The following is an 18,585-nucleotide window of genomic DNA, read 5'->3' on the forward strand; positions in this document are numbered from 1 at the left end:
CCCGGAAGCTAAGCCTCACAGCGCCGATGGTACTGCAGGGGGGACCCTGTGGGAGAGTAGGACGCCGCCGAACAATCATTCCGAAAAGACCCCCTCCCATTCGGGAGGGGGTCTTTTTGCGTTAACGTCTCTGCCAGCACACCCGGCTCGGCGGAAGGCGCGAACCGTTGCAGAACCTGACTCTGACCTGGCAGTCCGCCGGGGGCGCCGCAGCCGCTCTCTACGGGGGCTCGTACGCGGCCGCCCGCTGGCGGCGCGGGCCGCTGCCGGCCTTGCTGCGGGAGGCCGGCACGCTGCTGGCGCTGTTCGCGCTCTGGCAGCTGGTGGGCAGCCTGTCCCTGATGAGCACCGAGCACGCGCTGGACCGGGCGAACTGGATCCACCGGACGGAGTTGGCGGTCGGCCTGCCGGACGAGGCGTCCTGGCAGGCGGCGGTGACGCCGTACCCGGTGGCGGTGAAGGCGGCGAACTACTACTACGCCTCGATGCACTTCGCGGTGATGATCGCGGTGCTGGCCTGGGTGTTCGTGCGGCACCGCGCGCGGTACGCGTGGGTGCGGAACACCGTGGTGATCACGACGGCGATCTGTCTGGTCGTGCAGTTCCTCCCGGTGGCGCCGCCCCGGATGCTGCCGCAGAGCGGTTTCGTGGACGTGGCGGCCGAGTACGGGCAGTCGGTGTACGGGGGCGCGGTCGGCGGTGTGGTGGTCGCCGCGCAGCTGTCGGCGATGCCCTCGGTGCACGTGGCCTGGTGCGTGCTGGCGGCGGTCGCGGTCATCAGGGTGTCGACGAGTTCGCTGCGTTGGCTGGTCGTGCTGCACCCGGTGCTGACCGTCGCGGTCGTCGTCGTCACGGCGAACCACTTCTGGGCGGACGGCCTGGTCGCCGTCGCGATCCTGCTCTTCTCGTACGCGGCGCAGGCGCGCTTCGCCCGGTGGCGGGTCCGTCGGCAGGCGGTGGCCGCGGCGTCCGGCCGGGTGGTCGGGGAGGCGACGAGCGCGCCGGCCGGGGAGCGGGCCGGCAGCCGCGGCCGGGGCTGAGCGCGGCCGGTACCCGGCCGCCTACGCGCGAACACGCTGCCGCGGGCGCATGGACGCGCACACCCGCTTCGCGGACGAGCCGACGGGCCGGCCCTCCCCACCCGGGGAGGGCCGGCCCTCGTGCGTTCCGCCGCCGGACCTTACTTGACCGGCAGGACGTTCCGGCCCCACGCGCTGTTGGTCAGCGAGGAGGTGGCCCAGTACCAGGCGACGAGCCCGGAGGCCGCGGCGACCCAGCCGGCGAACTTGGCGAGGCCGCCGGAGGTGTTGAAGGTGGCGAAGGCGGAGAGCACCAGCGAGACGGTCAGCAGACCGTAGACGGCGCGGCTGAACAGGCCGGCGTTCCAGCTGGCGGCGGTGAGGGTGAGGGCGAGCAGGGCCCACAGCAGCAGGAACAGGCCCGCCGCGTTCTTGCCGGCCCCGCCGGCCGCGGACCAGGTGGCCCAGAACGCGCCGAGGCTGGTGAAGGCCGTGCCGGTGAAGCCCTCGCCGCTGCGGAGCTGCCAGAGACCGGCGATGAACAGGGTGAGACCGCCGACGAGGTGGGCGAGATGTGCTGAGTCCCCGACCCCGGTGCCGCTGAGGATGCCGGTGGAGAGAAGACCGTAGGCGAGGAGGGTCAGGCCGAGGGCGAGGTAACCGAGGTTACCCGCGTCGGCGCCGGTGGAGCGGGCGTTCTGTGCCCCGGTAGCGTCGTTGCTCACCGGAGGCTCCTTTCGCTTCGGGCGCGCGCGAGGGCGCGGTCGACCGCACGGTGGGATTTTCGATGAGGTGGATGCGCGAGACCGCGCCGAGGGCGCACGGCTGGAGCGTGCGACGGCTGCGGTCAGAAATGACGGTCCAGCGGAGAACCGCTGGTCGTGGCCCCGCCGGGTGGATTCCCCGGTGAGATCGGTGTACCCGGCCCTTCGAGCTTGTACCCTTGTGAATCGCACAATTTGTGGCGTTGTCAGCTGTTGAACGCTCACGATCGGCCACCGGGCCACCAGCCCACCCGGGACCGGCCGCTGGCGACTGGTGTCCGGCGTCCGGTGCCGGTCCGGGTGCAGGTGCCGCGGCGCTCAGCCCACGCGCTGGGTGGGCACCCGCAGGGTCAGGATCGCCATGTCGTCGGACGGCGGCTCCGGGGCGAACCGTTCGACCGCCCGCTGGACCCGCATGGCCACCGCGCCTGCGGTCAGCCCGGTGCAGCCGGTGAGCACCTCGGCGAGCCCGTCGTCACCCAGCATCCGCCGCCCCTCCCGGCGTTCGGTGACGCCGTCGGTGACGCAGAGCAGGACCTCGCCGGGCGCGAGCACCAAGTGCTCGGCGGTGAGGTCGAGTTCGTCCATCACCCCGAGCAGCGGCTGCGGGGTGGCGGCCCGGTCGACCTGGCCGTCGGTGCGCAGCCGCAGCGGCAGCGGGTGGCCGGCGCAGACCAGCGACAGTTCGGTGCTGCCGTCCGGCCGCGGCGTCAGCTCGCCGTACAGCAGGGTGAGGAACCGGCTGCGCGAACCCTCGTCCAGGATGGCCGCGTTGAGCCGGCTGAGGACCTGTGGCGCGTCCAGGCCCTCGCGGGCGAGCAGGCGCAGCGAGTGCCGGGCGAGGCCGGTGACGGAGGCCGCCTCGGGGCCGGTGCCGCAGACGTCGCCGATGGCGAAGCCGTAGGTGCCCTCGCGGATGGTGAAGAGGTCGTAGAAGTCGCCGCCGACCTCGTTGCCCTCGCCGGCGGCCTGGTAGTAGACGTCCACTTCGACGCCGGGGATCTCGGGCAGGTCCGGCGGCAGCAGGCTGCGCTGGAGGGCCTGGCTGGTGGCGGTGCGCTCGGAGTAGAGGCGGGAGTTGTCGAGGGCGAGGGCCGCTCGGCGGGAGAGGTCCTCGGCGAGTTCCAGGATCTCCTGGCGGAACCGGACGCCGGCCGGGACGCCGAGGGCGAGCAGGCCGATGACCCGGTTGCGGGCGGTGAGCGGCAGGACCACCGTCTCGCCGAGCAGGCCGGCGAGTTCGGGGCTGTCGGCGAGTCCGTTCGCCCGGGCGGTCTCGGCGGCGGTGGTCCAGAAGCGGACGCCGTGGGTGGGGCCGGACTCCGGGGCGGGGGTCTTGTCGAGCAGGGCGCGCAGCGGGTCGATGCGGTCCTCGTCCTCGTGCAGGACGAAGGCGAGCGAGGCCGGGGCGCCGTGGTCGCCGTTGGTGTAGACGGCACACCAGGAGGCGAGGGTGGGGACGGCCATCTGCGCCATCAGGGCGAGCGTCTGCTCGTGTTCGAGGGTGCCGGCCAGCAGGTCGGAGGCCTCGACCAGGAAGGAGAGCGAGCCGCGGCGCAGCCGGTCGAGTTCGGTGAGCCTGGTGCTCTCGATGGCGAGGGCGACCCGGTCGGCGGCGAACTGGAGGCGCAGCGCGTCCTCGTTGTCGTAGCGGCCGGGGGCGGCGGCGGCGATGCCGAGCGAGCCGATGAGCCGGCCCTCGACCTTGAGCGGGACGGTCAGCAGTGAGCGCAGGCCGCTGCCGCTGAGCAGGGCGAGGCCGGTCGGGCGGGTGGCGAGGTCCTCGTGGACGGAGGGCAGCCGGGCGGAGTCGTAGCGGTTGCCGGTCTCGACGGGGAAGCGGCTGTGCCGGCGGTGGCCGGTGGTGAGGCCGGTGGCGGCGCGGACCTCGAACTCGGTCTCGTCCTCGGTGGTCAGCAGGACGTACGCGGCGTCGGCGTCGAGGAGGTCGCGGGCGCGCTCGGCGGTGCGCTGGAGCAGCGTGTCGAGGTCGTCGGTGGCGGTGGGGCCGGCCAGCAGGTCGAGCCGGGCGGCGGCCTGGTCGGACTTGTCGCCGGGCAGGGCGCGGGCGGGCGAGCGGAGCACCGCGCGGTCGGCGTCGAGGACGAGCAGGCAGAGCGTGGACGGGGTGCCCTCGGTGTCGCGGATGCGGACCTGCAGGCCGTACACCTCGACGGTGCGGCCGTCGGCGTGGCGCAGGCCGTAGCTGCCCTCCCAGCGGGCCAGGCGGAGGGTGGCGGCCAGGCCGAGGCCGTTGCCGGGCTGCTGCGGCCAGACCGCGAGGTCGGCCCAGGGGCGGCCGAGGACGGTGGCGGCGGGGCGCCGGAAGAGCTCCTCGGCGTCGGGGTTCCAGGCCAGGACGCGGCCGTCGTCGTCGAGTTGGACCACGGCGACGTGCACCGGGCCGGTGCTGCTGGGCAGTTCGCCGCCGGGGGTGGCGGGGACGGCGTAGCGGGTGCCGGCGACGTGGGCGGGCAGGGCGAGGCGGAACCAGACGGTCTTGCCGCCGGCCGCGTACTCGACGCCCCAGCGTTCGGCGAGGGCGGAGCACATCAACAGGCCGCGGCCGCCCTCGCCGTCGGGGTCGGCGTAGCGGTCGGAGGCGGTGACGGGGACGTCGACGAAGGAGGGGAGGCCGCGTTCGGGGTGGTGGTCGGTGACCTCGATCCGGACGCTGCCGTCCTCGCGCAGGCAGCAGACCTCGGCGGCGGTGCCGGCGTGCACCACGGCGTTGGTGACGAGTTCGCTGACCAGGACCACGGCGTCGTCGACGACCTCGGGCAGGCCCCAGCCGAGCAACGCGTCCCGGACGAAGGAGCGGGCGGCGGCGGCCGACCGGCCGACCGGTTCGAAGGTGGCGGCTGCGCGCGCGGTGACCACGTTGCCACTTCTCCTCTGCTCTGGCCCTGGCTGCCCGGGGTGCGGCGCCGACCTCCCCGCGCGTGCCGGCGGGGGAGCGGCGGCGCTGGGGCGGGTCGTGGCCCGGTGCAGCGCTCCACCCTACTTTCCGCTTGGTTCCCCGTGGGGGCGGGGCGTCGAAACAGGCACCTGAGGGTGATTCTGCCCACCTGTTTCGGCCGGGGCGGTACCAACCGAGCGCAACCGGCCGTACACCCGGCGCCAGTACTGCCAGACTGGGGGGTCCGCGACGGCCGGTTTCAGCAGTACGGTCGTGTGGGTTCCGGTGGGCCGTGCGGCCGGTCGGGACGCAGTTGCGCCGGGCCGGTGTCCGGCTCCGGGCCCCGGACGGGGTGCGGGCGGCCACCGGACAGTTCACGATCTGGGAGGGGCCCGTTGAGTTCGGCCACCAAGGACGCAACCGGTACGACGCCGCCCGCTCAGCGTGGTGCGCGGTCCGGGGCCGCGCCGCGGAACGCGGCCGGCCGGCGAGCGAACCACAATCGGGGAGCCGAGCCGGCCGAGCTGCGCAAGCTGCTGGCCGCGCTGACCGCGATGCGGGACGGCAACTTCCGCCGCCGGCTGACCGTGCCGGGCGACGGGCCGCTGGCCGAGATCGCCGCGGTGTTCAACGAGGTCGCCGAGCGCAACCAGCACCTGACCGGTGAACTGGCGCGGGTGCGGCGGGCGGTGGGCCGCGAGGGCCGGCTGAACGAGCGGCTGGAGACCGGGGCCGGCGAGGGCGCCTGGATGGCGGCGGTCGACAACTGCAACGCGCTGATCGACGATCTGGCCCGGCCGATGGCCGAGGTGGGCCGGGTGCTGGCCTCGATCGCCGAGGGCGACCTGGACCAGCGGATGGAGCTGCGTTCGCTGCACAGCAACGGGGTGAGCCACCCGCTGCGCGGCGAGTACCTGAAGATCGGCCGCACGGTGAACGGCCTGGTGGACCAGCTGTCGGAGTTCACCGACGAGGTGACCCGGGTGGCGCGCGAGGTCGGTACCGAGGGCAAGCTCGGCGGCCAGGCCAAGGTGCGCAGCGTCTCGGGCAGTTGGAAGGACCTGGCGGACTCGGTCAACACCATGGCCGGCCGGCTGACCGCGCAGGTGCGCAACATCGCGCAGGTGACGACCGCGGTGGCCAAGGGCGACCTGTCGCGCAAGGTCACGGTCGAGGTGGCCGGCGAGATGCTGGAGCTGAAGAACACCGTCAACACGATGGTGGACCAGCTCAACGGCTTCGCGGCGCAGGTGACCCGGGTGGCCCGGGACGTGGGGACGGAGGGCCGGCTGGGCGGTCAGGCGCAGGTGCCGGGCGTCGCCGGAGTCTGGCGGGACCTCACCGACTCGGTGAACTTCATGGCCGACAACCTGACCGGCCAGGTGCGCAACATCGCCCAGGTGACCACGGCGGTGGCGCGCGGCGACCTGTCGCAGAAGATCGAGGTGGACGCGCGGGGCGAGATCCTGGAGCTGAAGAACACCATCAACACGATGGTCGACCAGTTGTCCGGCTTCGCCGAGCAGGTGACCCGGGTGGCCCGGCAGGTGGGCACCGAGGGGCGGCTGGGCGGTCAGGCGCAGGTGCCGGGCGCGGCCGGGGTCTGGCGGGACCTCACCGACAACGTCAACTTCATGGCGAACAACCTGACCGACCAGGTGCGCAACATCGCGCAGGTGACCACCGCGGTAGCCCGGGGCGACCTGTCGCAGAAGATCCAGGTGGACGCGCGGGGCGAGATCCTGGAGCTGAAGAACACCATCAACACGATGGTGGACCAGCTGAGCGCCTTCGCGGACGAGGTGACCAGGGTCGCCCGGGACGTCGGCACCGAGGGCATCCTGGGCGGCCAGGCCAGCGTGCCGGGGGTGTCCGGCACCTGGAAGGACCTGACCAACAGCGTCAACCTGATGGCCAACAACCTGACCAGCCAGGTCCGCAACATCGCCGAGGTGACCACCGCGGTGGCCCGCGGCGACGTCTCCAAGAAGATCACCGTGGACGCCCGCGGCGAGATCCTGGAGCTGGTCACCACCGTCAACACCATGGTCGACCAGCTGTCGGCGTTCGCCGACGAGGTGACCAGGGTGGCGCGCGAGGTGGGGACCGAGGGGATCCTGGGCGGCCAGGCCCGGGTCCGCGGGGTGTCGGGCATCTGGAAGGACCTCACCGACAACGTCAACCTGATGGCCAACAACCTGACCAGCCAGGTGCGGAACATCGCCGAGGTGGCGACGGCGGTGGCCCGCGGCGACCTCTCCAAGAAGATCGACATCGAGGCGCAGGGCGAGGTCGCGGCGCTGGCCGGCACCCTGAACACGATGGTCGACCAGCTCTCCGCCTTCGCGGTGGAGGTGACCAGGGTCGCCCGTGAGGTCGGCACCGACGGCATCCTGGGCGGCCAGGCCGGGGTGCCGGGCGTGGCCGGCATCTGGAAGGACCTCACCGACAACGTCAACCTGATGGCCAACAACCTGACCGGCCAGGTCCGCAACATCGCGCTGGTGATCACGGCGGTGGCCCGCGGTGACCTCTCGCAGAAGATCGACGTGGACGCGCGCGGCGAGATCCTGCAGCTCAAGACCAGCATCAACACCATGGTCGACCAGCTGTCGGCGTTCGCGGACGAGGTGACCCGGGTGGCCCGCGAGGTGGGCACCGACGGGCGGCTCGGTGGTCAGGCCCGCGTGCCCGGCGTGGACGGCACCTGGCAGGACCTCACCGAGTCGGTGAACGAGCTGGCCAACAACCTGACCCGGCAGGTGCGCGCGATCGCCCAGGTCGCCACCGCCGTGACCAGGGGCGACCTCTCGCTGCGGATCGACGTGGACGCGTCCGGGGAGCTCGACGAGCTCAAGGACAACATCAACCAGATGATCGCGAACCTGCGCGAGACCACCCGGACCAACCAGGAGCAGGACTGGCTGAAGACCAACCTGGCCCGGATCTCCGGTCTGCTGCAGGGCCGCCGGGACCTCGAAGCGGTCGCCTCGCTGATCATGACCGAGCTGACGCCGGTGGTCTCCGCCCAGCACGGCGCCTTCTTCCTCGCCCAGCCGGCCGGCCGCACCGCCGAGCTGATCACCGAGGACGACGACGAGAACGACACCGTGCTGCGGCTGATCGGCAGCTACGGCTACCAGCGGCGGGCGATGCCGACCACCTTCCGGCCCGGCGAGTCGCTGATCGGCCAGGCCGCGGTGGAGAAGCGCTCGATCATCCTCAAGGAGGCGCCGCCCGGGTACCTCAAGATCGCCTCGGGCCTGGGCGAGGCCTCGCCGGCCCACATCGTGGTGCTGCCGGTGCTCTTCGAGGGGCGGCTGCTCGGCGTGATCGAGCTGGCCACCTTCAGCTCCTTCACCACCGTCGCGCTGGACTTCCTCAACCAGATCGCCGACCTGATCGGCGTCACCGTCAACACCATCAGCGTCAACACCAAGACCGAGGGCCTGCTGCTGGAGTCCCAGCGGCTGACCGCCGAACTCTCGATGCGGTCGGCCGAGTTGGAGGCCCGCCAGGAGGAACTGGAGCGCACCAACGAGGAGTTGCAGGAGAAGGCCTCGCAGCTGGCCCAGCAGAACCGCGACATCGAGATCAAGAACAGTGAGATCGAGGAGGCCCGGCAGGTCCTGGAGGAGCGCGCCGAGCAGCTCGCCCTGGCCTCCCGCTACAAGAGCGAGTTCCTCGCCAACATGTCGCACGAGCTGCGCACCCCGCTCAACTCGCTGCTGATCCTGGCCAAGTTGCTCTCCGACAACAACGAGGGCAACCTCTCGCCCAAGCAGGTCGAGTTCGCCGACACCATCCACGGCGCCGGCTCCGACCTGCTCCAGCTGATCAACGACATCCTCGACCTGTCCAAGGTCGAGGCCGGCAAGATGGACGTCCGCCCGGCCCGGATCGCCCTGGTGCAGCTGGTGGACTACGTGGAGGCCACCTTCCAGCCGGTCGCGCTCGACAAGAACCTGGAGTTCGGCGTGCGGGTCTCGCCGGCCCTGCCGGTCACCCTGCACACCGACGAGCAGCGGCTCCAGCAGGTCCTGCGCAACCTGATCTCCAACGCGGTGAAGTTCACCGACGCCGGGGCGGTCGACTTCTCGATCAGCCCGGCCGGCCGCGACGTCCCGCAGCACGTCCGGGAACGGCTGCTGGAGGCCGGCGCGATCCAGGGCCCGGACGACGAGCTGATCGCCTTCGCGGTCTCCGACACCGGCATCGGCATCCCCGGCAACAAGCTGCGGGAGATCTTCGAGGCGTTCAAGCAGGCCGACGGCACCACCAGCCGCAAGTACGGCGGCACCGGCCTCGGGCTGTCGATCAGCCGGGAGATCGCCCGTCTCCTCGGCGGCGAGATCCACGCCGAGAGCGAGCTGGGCCGCGGCTCCACCTTCACCCTCTACCTGCCGCTGCGCAGCGAGGCCCCGGAGGCGCCGGGCGGCACGCCCTCGCCCGCCCCGAACGGCCCGGCGGTCCGGGCCGCGGTCGGCGTCACCCCGGCCGGCACGCCCGTCCCGGTCGGCGAGAACCCGGCCGACCACTGGGCGCAGGAGGTCCGCGAGCTCGCCGAGGAGCGCCGCCGGGGCGCGGTCGAACGCCGCCGCGCCGCCGTGCTGGACGTCCCCCCGGGGAGCCGGCCGGTGGCCGTGGCCCCCGCCGCCCCGGTCGCGCGCCCGGGCGGGCGGGTGGACGCCCGCTTCGACGGCCAGCAGGTCCTGATCGTGGACGACGACGTCCGCAACGTCTTCGCGCTCACCAGCGTCCTGGAGCAGCACGGCCTGACCGTCCTCTACGCCGAGAACGGGCGCGAGGGCATCGAGATGCTGGAGCAGCACGAGAATGTCGCGCTGGTCCTGATGGACATCATGATGCCGGAGATGGACGGGTACGCGACCACCGAGGCGATCCGCCGGATGCCCCAGTTCGCGGGCCTGCCGATCATCGCGCTGACCGCCAAGGCGATGAAGGGCGACAAGGAGAAGTCCCTGGAGGCCGGTGCCACCGACCACATCACCAAGCCGGTGGAGACCGACCACCTGCTGACGGTGATGCACGAGTGGCTGACGGCCCGCAAGGGCTGACCGGCCCCCGCGCCCCCGCCGGACCGGCGGGGGCGTGCGGCGCGTGGCCCGCTCCGGGGTTCGCGCCCGGGGTCCGAGCGCTTTGCTGGCGGGGAGGGGCGGGAACCGGGTAGGGTCACCGATCGTTGCGAACAGTGACCGGGCGGCGACTCGCTGCTGAGCGTACGCCGGGGCACTGGCTGCACGCCGTTCCGGATCGGGTCGCGACGGAGCGGTGTGCCGGGCGAGGGGGTGCGGCTAGCATGACCGGGGTAGTGGTGGGCAGTACGCGGGTGCCTTCCCCAGGCAGGCAGGCGACAGGAGGGCGGGTCGTAATGCAGAAGGCGAAGATCCTCCTGGTCGACGACCGGCCGGAGAACCTGCTCGCGCTGGAGGCGATCCTCTCCGCGCTCGACCAGACGCTGGTCCGCGCGGCCTCCGGTGAGGAGGCGCTCAAGGCGCTGCTCACCGACGACTTCGCGGTGATCCTGCTGGACGTCCAGATGCCGGGCATGGACGGCTTCGAGACGGCCGCCCACATCAAGCGGCGCGAACGCACCCGGGACATCCCGATCATCTTCCTGACCGCGATCAACCACGGGCCGCACCACACCTTCCGCGGCTACGCGGCCGGCGCGGTGGACTACATCTCCAAGCCCTTCGACCCGTGGGTGCTGCGCGCCAAGGTCTCGGTCTTCGTCGACCTCTACGTGAAGAACTGCCAGCTCAAGGAGCAGGCCGCGCTGCTGCGGCTGCAGTTGGAGGCGGGCGGCGGGCAGCCGGAGATCGGCGGCGCGCTGCTGGGCGAGCTGTCGGCCCGGCTGGCCTCGGTCGAGGAGCAGGCCGAGGCGCTGGCCAAGCAGCTGGACGGCACCGAGGACGGCGGGGTCGCCGCCACCGCGGCGCACCTGGAGCGGAAGCTGGCCGGCCTGCGGCGGGCGCTGGACGCGCTGCGCCCCGGCAGCGACTAGCCCGGCGGGTCCGACGCGCCCCGGCCGGGCCCGCTTGCCCCGTCCGGGTGAAAACGGATCAGCGTGACGGTGTGTCTGCGACACGTCCGGACCCCCGGACCGGGCCGCATGGGCACACCCGTCCGGCCCCGGTAGGCTGCTGAGCCATGGCCACACGTACGCCCGGAAGCGCGGCACGCAACTCGAGTCCGGGACCGTCCAAGAAGGCCGCGGCGAAGGCTCCGGCCAAGCCGCCAGCGAAGAAGGCGGCCGCCAAGAAGGCCGCCCCGGCGAAGCAGGCCGCGGCCAAGCCCGCCCCGGCACCGCCGCCGAGCCCGATACTCTTCCGCGCCGTCCGGGCCGTCTGGCTCGGCCTCGCGCACGCGGTCGGCGCGGTCTTCCGCGGCTTCGGCGACGGCGCCAAGAACCTGGACCCGGCGCACCGCAAGGACGGCGTCGGCCTGCTGCTGTTCGCGCTCGCGCTGGTCACCGCCGCCGGCACCTGGTTCAGCCCGCAGGGCTGGCTCGGCGAGGCGGCCACCAACGTGGTCTCCGGGCTGTTCGGCCGGCTCGACGTGCTGGTGCCGTTCCTGCTCGCGGCGATCGCGATCCGGCTGATGCGCCACCCGGAGCTGCCGGAGGCCAACGGGCGGATCATGATCGGCCTCAGCGCGCTGGTGGTCGGTGTCCTGGGCCTGGTGCACATCGGCTGCGGCGCGCCCATGATGGGCAGCGGCGCGACCCGGATAAGGGCGGCCGGCGGCATCGTCGGCTGGGCCGCCTCGACCCCGATGATGGCCGCCGCCGGACCGCCGCTCGCGGTGCCGCTCCTGCTGCTGCTGGCCTTCTTCGGCCTGCTCGTCACCACCGCCACCCCGGTCAACCGGATCCCCGAGCGGCTGCGCGCGATCGGGGTGCGGCTGGGCGTGGTCGAGCCCGGACCGCGGGACCCGCTCCCGCGGGGGCGTACGCCGGAGCGCGAGCTCTCCACCGAACCGCCGGAGGACGCCGACCCCTCGGCGCTGCCGTTCACCGTGGACACCGACGGCGAGCACCCGCAGGACGAGGTCGCCGCCCGTCGGCGCCGCCGGCGGCGCAAGCAGGCGGACGACCCGGAGACCGCCGACCAGCCCGGCTGGCCGGCCGAGGACCCGTTCCGCAAGGAGCCGGCCGACCCGTACGCCACCCGGGACCTCGCCGCCGGCGCCGCCGCCGACCTGGACGGCGCGCTGGTCTACGGCGTGCCCGCCTCCTCGGCGGTGGCGGACATGATGCACCAGGTGCAGGACCGCACCGCCCCGCCGGAGGAGGCCGCCGTCCCGGCCGCCCGCAGCGCGGGCGCGGGCCCGGGCGCGCCGGAGGAGCACGGCCCGGCCCCGGTGCGGATGGAGCAGCTCCAGCTCTCCGGCGACATCACCTACGCGCTGCCCCCGCTCGACCTGCTGGAGCGCGGCGGCCCGGCCAAGGCCCGCAGCGCGCTCAACGACGAGGTCGTCGCGCAGCTCACCGGCACCTTCGCCGAGTTCAAGGTGGACGCCAGGGTCACCGGCTTCACCCGGGGCCCGACGGTCACCCGGTACGAGGTGGAGCTGGGCCCCGCGGTCAAGGTGGAGCGGATCACCGCGCTGGCGAAGAACATCGCCTACGCGGTGGCCAGCCCGGACGTCCGGATCATCAGCCCGATCCCGGGGAAGTCCGCGGTCGGCATCGAGATCCCGAACCGGGACCGCGAGATGGTCAACCTCGGCGACCTGCTGCGCTCGCGCACGGCCGCCGAGGACCCGCACCCGATGGTCGTCGGCATGGGCAAGGACGTCGAGGGCCACACCGTGATGGCCAACCTCGCGAAGATGCCGCACATCCTGGTAGCCGGCGCGACCGGCGCGGGCAAGTCGTCCTGCATCAACTGCCTGATCACCTCGGTGCTGGCCCGGGCCACCCCGGACGAGGTGCGGATGGTGCTGGTCGACCCCAAGCGGGTCGAGCTGACCGCGTACGAGGGCATCCCGCACCTGATCACGCCGATCATCACCAACCCGAAGAAGGCCGCCGAGGCCCTCCAGTGGGTGGTGCGCGAGATGGACCTGCGCTACGACGACCTCGCCGCGTTCGGCTTCCGGCACGTGGACGACTTCAACGCGGCGGTGAAGGCCGGCAAGGTCACCCCGCCGCCGGGCAGCGAGCGCGAGCTGACGCCCTACCCGTACCTGCTGGTGATCGTCGACGAGCTGGCCGACCTGATGATGGTCGCGCCGCGCGACGTCGAGGACTCGGTGGTCCGGATCACCCAGCTCGCCCGGGCCGCCGGCATCCACCTGGTGCTGGCGACCCAGCGCCCCTCGGTGGACGTGGTCACCGGTCTGATCAAGGCCAACGTGCCGTCCCGGCTGGCGTTCGCGACCTCGGCGATGGCCGACTCGCGGGTCATCCTGGACCAGCCGGGCGCCGAGAAGCTGATCGGCAAGGGCGACGCCCTGTTCCTGCCGATGGGCGCGAGCAAGCCGATCCGGATGCAGGGCGCGTTCGTCACCGAGGCGGAGATCGCCGCGGTGGTGCAGCACTGCAAGGACCAGCTGACGGCGGTCTACCGGGACGACGTCACGGTCGGCGGCGGGCCGAAGAAGGAGATCGACGAGGAGATCGGCGACGACCTGGACCTGCTGATCCAGGCGGCGGAGCTGGTGGTCTCCACCCAGTTCGGCTCCACCTCGATGCTCCAGCGCAAGCTGCGGGTCGGCTTCGCCAAGGCCGGCCGGCTGATGGACCTGATGGAGTCGCGCGGCATCGTCGGCCCGAGCGAGGGCTCCAAGGCGCGCGACGTGCTGGTGAAACCGGACGAGCTGGACGGGGTGATCGTCAGCATCCGCGGCTGACGGTTCGTTCCCCGGAGGGGTGTTCACCCGTTCGGAGGAGGGTAGGCGGCGGGTGCGGAACCGATCGGACGCGCACGGCGTCACAGGGCGGCAGAAGGGTCTCCGTGAACGGCGGCCCCCGCCCTGACGGCCGCTCAACGGCCGGTCGGGACCAGGTTCGGGCGGGTGCGCGCATTCGGGCCTGTTCCGCTTGAGAAACGATCCGCCCGCGCCCCTAGACTGTTCCCCAGCAGGTGGCCATCCGCTCGAAAGGCGTGCCCCGTGACCATCGGCAAGTCCCCCGACCGCGAGAACGCCCCGTCGTCCGCCCAGCCGTCCGGCGGTGCGGAGCAGGCGGCCGATGCCGTGAGCATCGGCCGGGTGCTGTCCGCTGCCCGGATCGACGCCGGACTCACGGTGGATCAGGTGAGTACCGCCACCCGCGTGCGGGTGCCGATCGTGCATGCCATCGAGGAGGACGACTACGCCCGCTGCGGCGGTGACTTCTACGCCCGCGGCCACATCCGCGCGATCGCCCGGGCGGTCGGCGTGGACGGCGAGGCCCTGGTGGCCCGGTACGACGCCGCGCACGGCGGCTCCCCGGCCGCCCGGCGGCCGACCCAGCTGATCGAGAGCGGGCCGATCAAGGTGCCGAGCCGCGGCCGGCCGAACTGGACCGCCGCGATGGTCGCCGCGATCTTCGCCGTGGTCGCCCTGATCGGCTTCAACCTGGTGAGCGGCAAGACCGGCGGCACGACCACCGGCTCCGCCAGCGCGCCGCTGCCCAGCGGCTCCGGCACCGGCTCGGTCGCCCCGGTGGCCTCGCCGAGCGTGCAGCCGCCCGCACCGGCGCCCACCGCCGCGGCGATCGCGGCCGCGCCGGCCGACAAGGTCACCGTGAAGCTGGTCGCCGAGAAGGACACCAGCTGGGTCTCCGCGCTGGACGGCAACGGCAAGTCGCTCTTCCAGAACAACATCGAGGAGGGTCAGGACCAGACCTTCACCGACCCCAAGCAGATCAAACTGGTGATCGGCAACGCCGGTGCCGTGCACGTGTACGTCAACGGCAAGGACCTCGGTCCGGCGGGCAAGACCGGCCAGGTGGTGCATGTCACGTACACCCCCGGCGACCCGCAGGCGGGCTGACCACGGGCGGGTCGGGACCCCTCGAAGGTCCGGTGAAGATCCGGTAATCCGGGGCGCGCGGCCTCCGGGGCGAACGGCCCCGGCGGCCGCGCGTTAATCTTGGCCCTATGCCTGAACGCCGTACTGTCGCCCTTGTCACGCTCGGATGCGCCCGCAACGAGGTGGACTCCGAGGAACTCGCCGGGCGACTGGAGGCCGACGGCTGGTCGCTGGTGGACGACGCCGCCGAAGCCGACGTCGCCGTCGTCAACACCTGCGGCTTCATCGAGGCCGCCAAGAAGGACTCGGTCGACGCCCTGCTGGAGGCCAACGACCTCAAGGGGCACGGCCGCACCCAGGCCGTCGTCGCGGTCGGCTGCATGGCCGAGCGGTACGGCAAGGAGCTCGCCGACGCGCTGCCCGAGGCCGACGGCGTGCTCGGCTTCGACGACTACGCCGACATCTCCGACCGGCTGCAGACCATCCTGTCCGGCGGCCACCACGCCCCGCACATCCCGCGCGACCGCCGCAAGCTGCTGCCGCTGAGCCCGGTCGAGCGCCAGGCCGCCGCCGCCGAGGTCGCGCTGCCCGGCCACGGCGCCGCCGAGCCCGAGGCCGCGCCGATCGCCGACCTGCCGGACGGCGTCGCGCCCGCCTCCGGGCCGCGCACCCTGCGCAAGCGCCTCGACGACAGCCCGGTCGCCTCGGTGAAGCTCGCCTCCGGCTGCGACCGGCGATGTTCCTTCTGCGCCATCCCGGCCTTCCGCGGCTCGTTCATCTCGCGCCGCCCGTCCGACGTGCTGCAGGAGGCCCAGTGGCTGGCCGCGCAGGGCGTCCGCGAGGTGGTGCTGGTCAGCGAGAACAACACCTCCTACGGCAAGGACCTCGGCGACATCCGGCTGCTGGAGACGCTGCTCGGCGAGATCTCCGCGATCGAGGGCGTCGAGCGGGTCCGGGTCTCCTACCTGCAGCCCGCCGAGATGCGGCCCGGGCTGATCGACGCGATGACCGGCACGACCGACGTGGTGCCCTACTTCGACCTGTCCTTCCAGCACTCGGCGCCCGCCGTGCTGCGCCGGATGCGCCGCTTCGGCTCCACCGACCAGTTCCTGGAGCTGCTCGGCACCATCCGCGGCAAGGCCCCGCAGGCCGGCGCCCGCTCCAACTTCATCGTCGGCTTCCCGGGTGAGACCGAGGAGGACTTCGCCGAGCTGGAGCGCTTCGTCACGCACGCCGGCCTGGACGCGATCGGTGTCTTCGGCTACTCCGACGAGGACGGCACCGAGGCCGCCACCTACGACGGCAAGCTGCCCGAGGACGTGGTGGCGGACCGGCTGAACCGGCTGAGCCGGCTCGCCGAGGAGATGACCGCCCAGCGGGCCGAGCAGCGGATCGGCACCGAGGTCGAGGTGCTGATCGAGTCGGTGGACGGCGACCTGGTCGAGGGCCGCGCCGCTCACCAGGCACCCGAGACGGACGGCCTCACCACGCTCACCGGCGTCGAGGACCCGCGGATCGGCCAGTTCTACCGCGCCCGGGTGGTCGCCAGCGAGGGCGTCGACCTGGTCGCCGAGGCGCTCGAGCAGGTGCGGGTCCGCCGGGTCCCGGGAGCCGGGGAATGACCAAGGGGCCCGGCGCCCCGGCCGCGGCCCACCCGGGCAGACCGGCGGCCGCGGTGCCGCCGGCGCCGGGGATCTGGAACATCGCCAACATGCTCACGATGCTCCGGCTGCTGCTGGTGCCGGTCTTCGTGGCGCTGCTCTTCGCCGACGGCGGGCACGACCCCAAGTGGCGCTCGGTGGCCTGGGCCTCGTTCGCGATCGCGATGATCACCGACCTGTTCGACGGCGAGCTGGCCCGGCGCAAGGGCCTGGTCACCGACTTCGGCAAGATCGCCGACCCGATCGCGGACAAGGCGATCATGGGTTCGGCGCTGATCGGCCTCTCGGTGCTGGGCGACCTGCCGTGGTGGGTCACCGTGGTGATCCTCGCCCGTGAGCTCGGCATCACCCTGATGCGGTTCTGGGTGATCCGGTACGGCGTCATCCCGGCCAGCCGGGGCGGCAAGCTGAAGACGCTCACCCAGGGCATCGCGGTCGGCATGTACGTGCTGGAACTGACCGGCTGGCTGGCCACCGCGCGGGCCGTGCTGATGGGGCTGGCGGTGCTGCTGACCGTCGGCACCGCGGTGGACTACGTCGCGCAGGCGCTGCGCCTGCGCCGCGAGGGGCTGGCCGCGGAGCGCGCCGGCCGGTGACGGGGACGACGGGGTGGAGGCAGTGGTGACGACGGTGACGGCGGCGCGCGAGTACGAGCTGGCCGTGCGGGCGCACGCCGCACTGCGCGGGGAGGGCAGCACGGTGGCCGTCGCGGAGTCGCTCACCGGCGGGCTGCTGGCCGCGGCGCTGGTGGACGTCCCGGGGGCCTCCGCGACCTTCCGCGGCTCGGTCACCGCGTACGCGACCGAGGTGAAGGCCTCGGTGCTCGGGGTGGACGAGGGGCTGCTGGCCGTCCACGGGCCGGTCCACCCGGTGGTCGCACGGCAGATGGCCGAGGGCGTGCGCCGACTGCTGGGCGCCACCTACGGGGTCGCGACGACCGGGGTGGCCGGGCCCGAGCCGCAGGACGGGCAGCCGGTGGGCACGGTACACCTCGCGGTCGCCGGTCCGGGGGGAAGTCTGGTCACTTCGCCCCGGCTGTCGGGGGAGCGTGCCACAATCCGTCACGGGGCGGTGACCGCCGCCCTGGAGCTGCTCGTCGGGCGGCTTCCGTCCGGTGCGTCCACGCACTGACCCGTCACCCGCCCACCGCACCGGCGTCCGGGGCGTCACCGGGGCTCCGCCCGACCGGATCTCCATCGAACGCCCGACCGATCTCCACCGAACCGAGATCTGCCGAACTGGCGTACGGGCAATGCGCGGCTGGAGGATCGTGTTACATCGAAGGGCCTGGTTGGGCAGAAACCAGGTGGCGAACGAGTGGCTCGGCGGTGGCCGGGGGCCGTACGGAGGGCACGACGTCGTGCCCGCCGACCCGGATGCGACACCGAAACAGGGGAGGGGGCAGCCTTGCAGCCCAGAGTGAACACGACCATGGTCCCCGCACGCGAAGCGGGCAAGGCGGTACGGTGGGGGCGTGACATCTCGATCCGCAGTCCGAGGAGGGAGGCACCGATGATCCTGCTTCGTCGCCTACTGGGCGATGTACTGCGTCGGCAGCGCCAGCGCCAGGGCCGCACACTCCGCGAGGTGTCGGCGGCCGCCAGGGTTTCGCTCGGTTACCTCTCCGAGGTCGAGCGGGGTCAGAAGGAGGCCTCTTCGGAGCTGCTCTCCGCGATCTGCGACGCACTCGACGTCCGCATGTCCGAGGTCATGCGCGAGGTCAGCGACGAACTCTCGCTCGCCGAACTTGCGGCGATGGCCACCCTCTCCGAAGGTGAACTGCTGAGGCCGGTGCTCGAACCGGTTCCGCTGCCCGCCCCCGGCACCGACCGGGCGAACCTCTCGCCCAAGGCCGCCGCGATGGACGTGGTCGCCGCCTGATCCGGCCTCGACGCCCGGGCGCCTGGTGCCCGGGGCGAGCGAAGGAGGGCGGTCGTGCGGAGAGCTGCGACGGCGTACGCCGAAGCCCGAATACGGCTGGGGCACTCGGGGCCCGTCCCTGGATCCAGGAGACGGCACCCGAAGCCCCGGCCGTTTCGCGTGGGCCTGGTCGTCCTCGCGGGCGGGCTGGCCTGGTGGCTGCCGGTGCTCCGGGGACAGCTGCCCGACGGCGCCGTGCTGGGGCTGCTGGCGGCCGGCGGCTGGGGGCTCGGCCTGATCCCGGTCCATGCTGACCGGTGGTCCACCGGGCCGCAGCGGCGCCGGACGGGTGAGCCGGCGGCCCGGACGGAGGCGGAACCTCCGATCGGGTGACAGCG

General features: G+C 72.8%; 12 protein-coding genes. 10 read left to right on the forward strand and 2 right to left on the reverse strand.

Features of this window, described 5'->3' with window-relative positions; translation table 11 throughout:
• Window positions 1–167 precede the first annotated feature (167 nt).
• Window positions 168–1,040 carry a phosphatase PAP2 family protein gene (locus ACFVHB_RS33500; RefSeq protein ID WP_380329737.1) on the forward strand — a complete coding sequence of 291 codons (873 nt, stop codon included), beginning with the start codon at window positions 168–170 and terminating at the stop codon, window positions 1,038–1,040.
• Between the two features lie 140 nt (window positions 1,041–1,180).
• Here ACFVHB_RS33500 and ACFVHB_RS33505 read toward each other — a convergent pair whose 3' ends face one another.
• Complete coding sequence (locus ACFVHB_RS33505) at window positions 1,181–1,744, reverse strand: acetate uptake transporter (protein WP_380329739.1); 564 nt, start codon at window positions 1,742–1,744, stop codon at window positions 1,181–1,183.
• Window positions 1,745–2,101: 357 nt separating this feature from the next.
• On the reverse strand, window positions 2,102–4,663 hold the full coding sequence (locus tag ACFVHB_RS33510; protein ID WP_380329741.1) for a SpoIIE family protein phosphatase: 2,562 nt from the start codon (window positions 4,661–4,663) through the stop codon (window positions 2,102–2,104).
• 543 nt (window positions 4,664–5,206) lie between these two features.
• Here ACFVHB_RS33510 and ACFVHB_RS33515 point away from each other — a divergent pair.
• From ACFVHB_RS33515 to ACFVHB_RS33555, 9 genes are all read left to right on the forward strand, one after another.
• Window positions 5,207–9,760 (forward strand): HAMP domain-containing protein, encoded by a 4,554-nt coding sequence (locus ACFVHB_RS33515; protein WP_380329788.1) that lies wholly within the window; start codon window positions 5,207–5,209, stop codon window positions 9,758–9,760.
• 314 nt (window positions 9,761–10,074) lie between these two features.
• Window positions 10,075–10,710: a response regulator gene (locus ACFVHB_RS33520; RefSeq protein ID WP_380329743.1), complete on the forward strand. Its 636-nt coding sequence runs from the start codon at window positions 10,075–10,077 to the stop codon at window positions 10,708–10,710.
• A gap of 146 nt (window positions 10,711–10,856) precedes the next feature.
• Window positions 10,857–13,562 carry a DNA translocase FtsK gene (locus ACFVHB_RS33525; protein ID WP_380329745.1) on the forward strand — a complete coding sequence of 902 codons (2,706 nt, stop codon included), beginning with the start codon at window positions 10,857–10,859 and terminating at the stop codon, window positions 13,560–13,562.
• A gap of 261 nt (window positions 13,563–13,823) precedes the next feature.
• Window positions 13,824–14,687 (forward strand): helix-turn-helix domain-containing protein, encoded by an 864-nt coding sequence (locus ACFVHB_RS33530; RefSeq protein WP_380329747.1) that lies wholly within the window; start codon window positions 13,824–13,826, stop codon window positions 14,685–14,687.
• A 107-nt stretch (window positions 14,688–14,794) separates the two neighbouring features.
• On the forward strand, window positions 14,795–16,288 hold the full coding sequence (gene rimO, locus ACFVHB_RS33535; protein WP_380329749.1) for a 30S ribosomal protein S12 methylthiotransferase RimO: 1,494 nt from the start codon (window positions 14,795–14,797) through the stop codon (window positions 16,286–16,288).
• A complete protein-coding gene (pgsA, locus tag ACFVHB_RS33540) occupies window positions 16,285–16,923 on the forward strand; it encodes a CDP-diacylglycerol--glycerol-3-phosphate 3-phosphatidyltransferase (protein WP_380329751.1) in 639 nt (212 codons plus the stop codon). Before rimO ends, pgsA begins: the two co-directional genes overlap by 4 nt.
• Before the next feature lie 58 nt (window positions 16,924–16,981).
• Window positions 16,982–17,458 (forward strand): CinA family protein, encoded by a 477-nt coding sequence (locus ACFVHB_RS33545; RefSeq protein WP_380329789.1) that lies wholly within the window; start codon window positions 16,982–16,984, stop codon window positions 17,456–17,458.
• 381 nt (window positions 17,459–17,839) lie between these two features.
• Window positions 17,840–18,208: a helix-turn-helix domain-containing protein gene (locus ACFVHB_RS33550; protein WP_148642736.1), complete on the forward strand. Its 369-nt coding sequence runs from the start codon at window positions 17,840–17,842 to the stop codon at window positions 18,206–18,208.
• Window positions 18,209–18,367: 159 nt separating this feature from the next.
• The gene (locus ACFVHB_RS33555) at window positions 18,368–18,580 is read left to right on the forward strand and encodes a hypothetical protein (protein ID WP_380329753.1); all 213 of its coding nucleotides are present in this window, start codon (window positions 18,368–18,370) and stop codon (window positions 18,578–18,580) included.
• Window positions 18,581–18,585: the final 5 nt, after the last annotated feature.

This window comes from Kitasatospora sp. NPDC127111 (assembly GCF_042677465.1).
Taxonomy (GTDB): domain Bacteria; phylum Actinomycetota; class Actinomycetes; order Streptomycetales; family Streptomycetaceae; genus Kitasatospora.

What these genes read in the sequence shown, in the direction of transcription:
- ACFVHB_RS33520 (WP_380329743.1), top strand. Translation starts at nt 10,075, where the DNA reads ATGCAGAAGGCGAAGATCCTCCTGGTCGACGACCGGCCGGAGAACCTG.
- ACFVHB_RS33525 (WP_380329745.1), top strand. Translation starts at nt 10,857, where the DNA reads ATGGCCACACGTACGCCCGGAAGCGCGGCACGCAACTCGAGTCCGGGA.
- rimO (WP_380329749.1), top strand. Translation starts at nt 14,795, where the DNA reads ATGCCTGAACGCCGTACTGTCGCCCTTGTCACGCTCGGATGCGCCCGC.
- pgsA (WP_380329751.1), top strand. Translation starts at nt 16,285, where the DNA reads ATGACCAAGGGGCCCGGCGCCCCGGCCGCGGCCCACCCGGGCAGACCG.
- ACFVHB_RS33550 (WP_148642736.1), top strand. Translation starts at nt 17,840, where the DNA reads ATGATCCTGCTTCGTCGCCTACTGGGCGATGTACTGCGTCGGCAGCGC.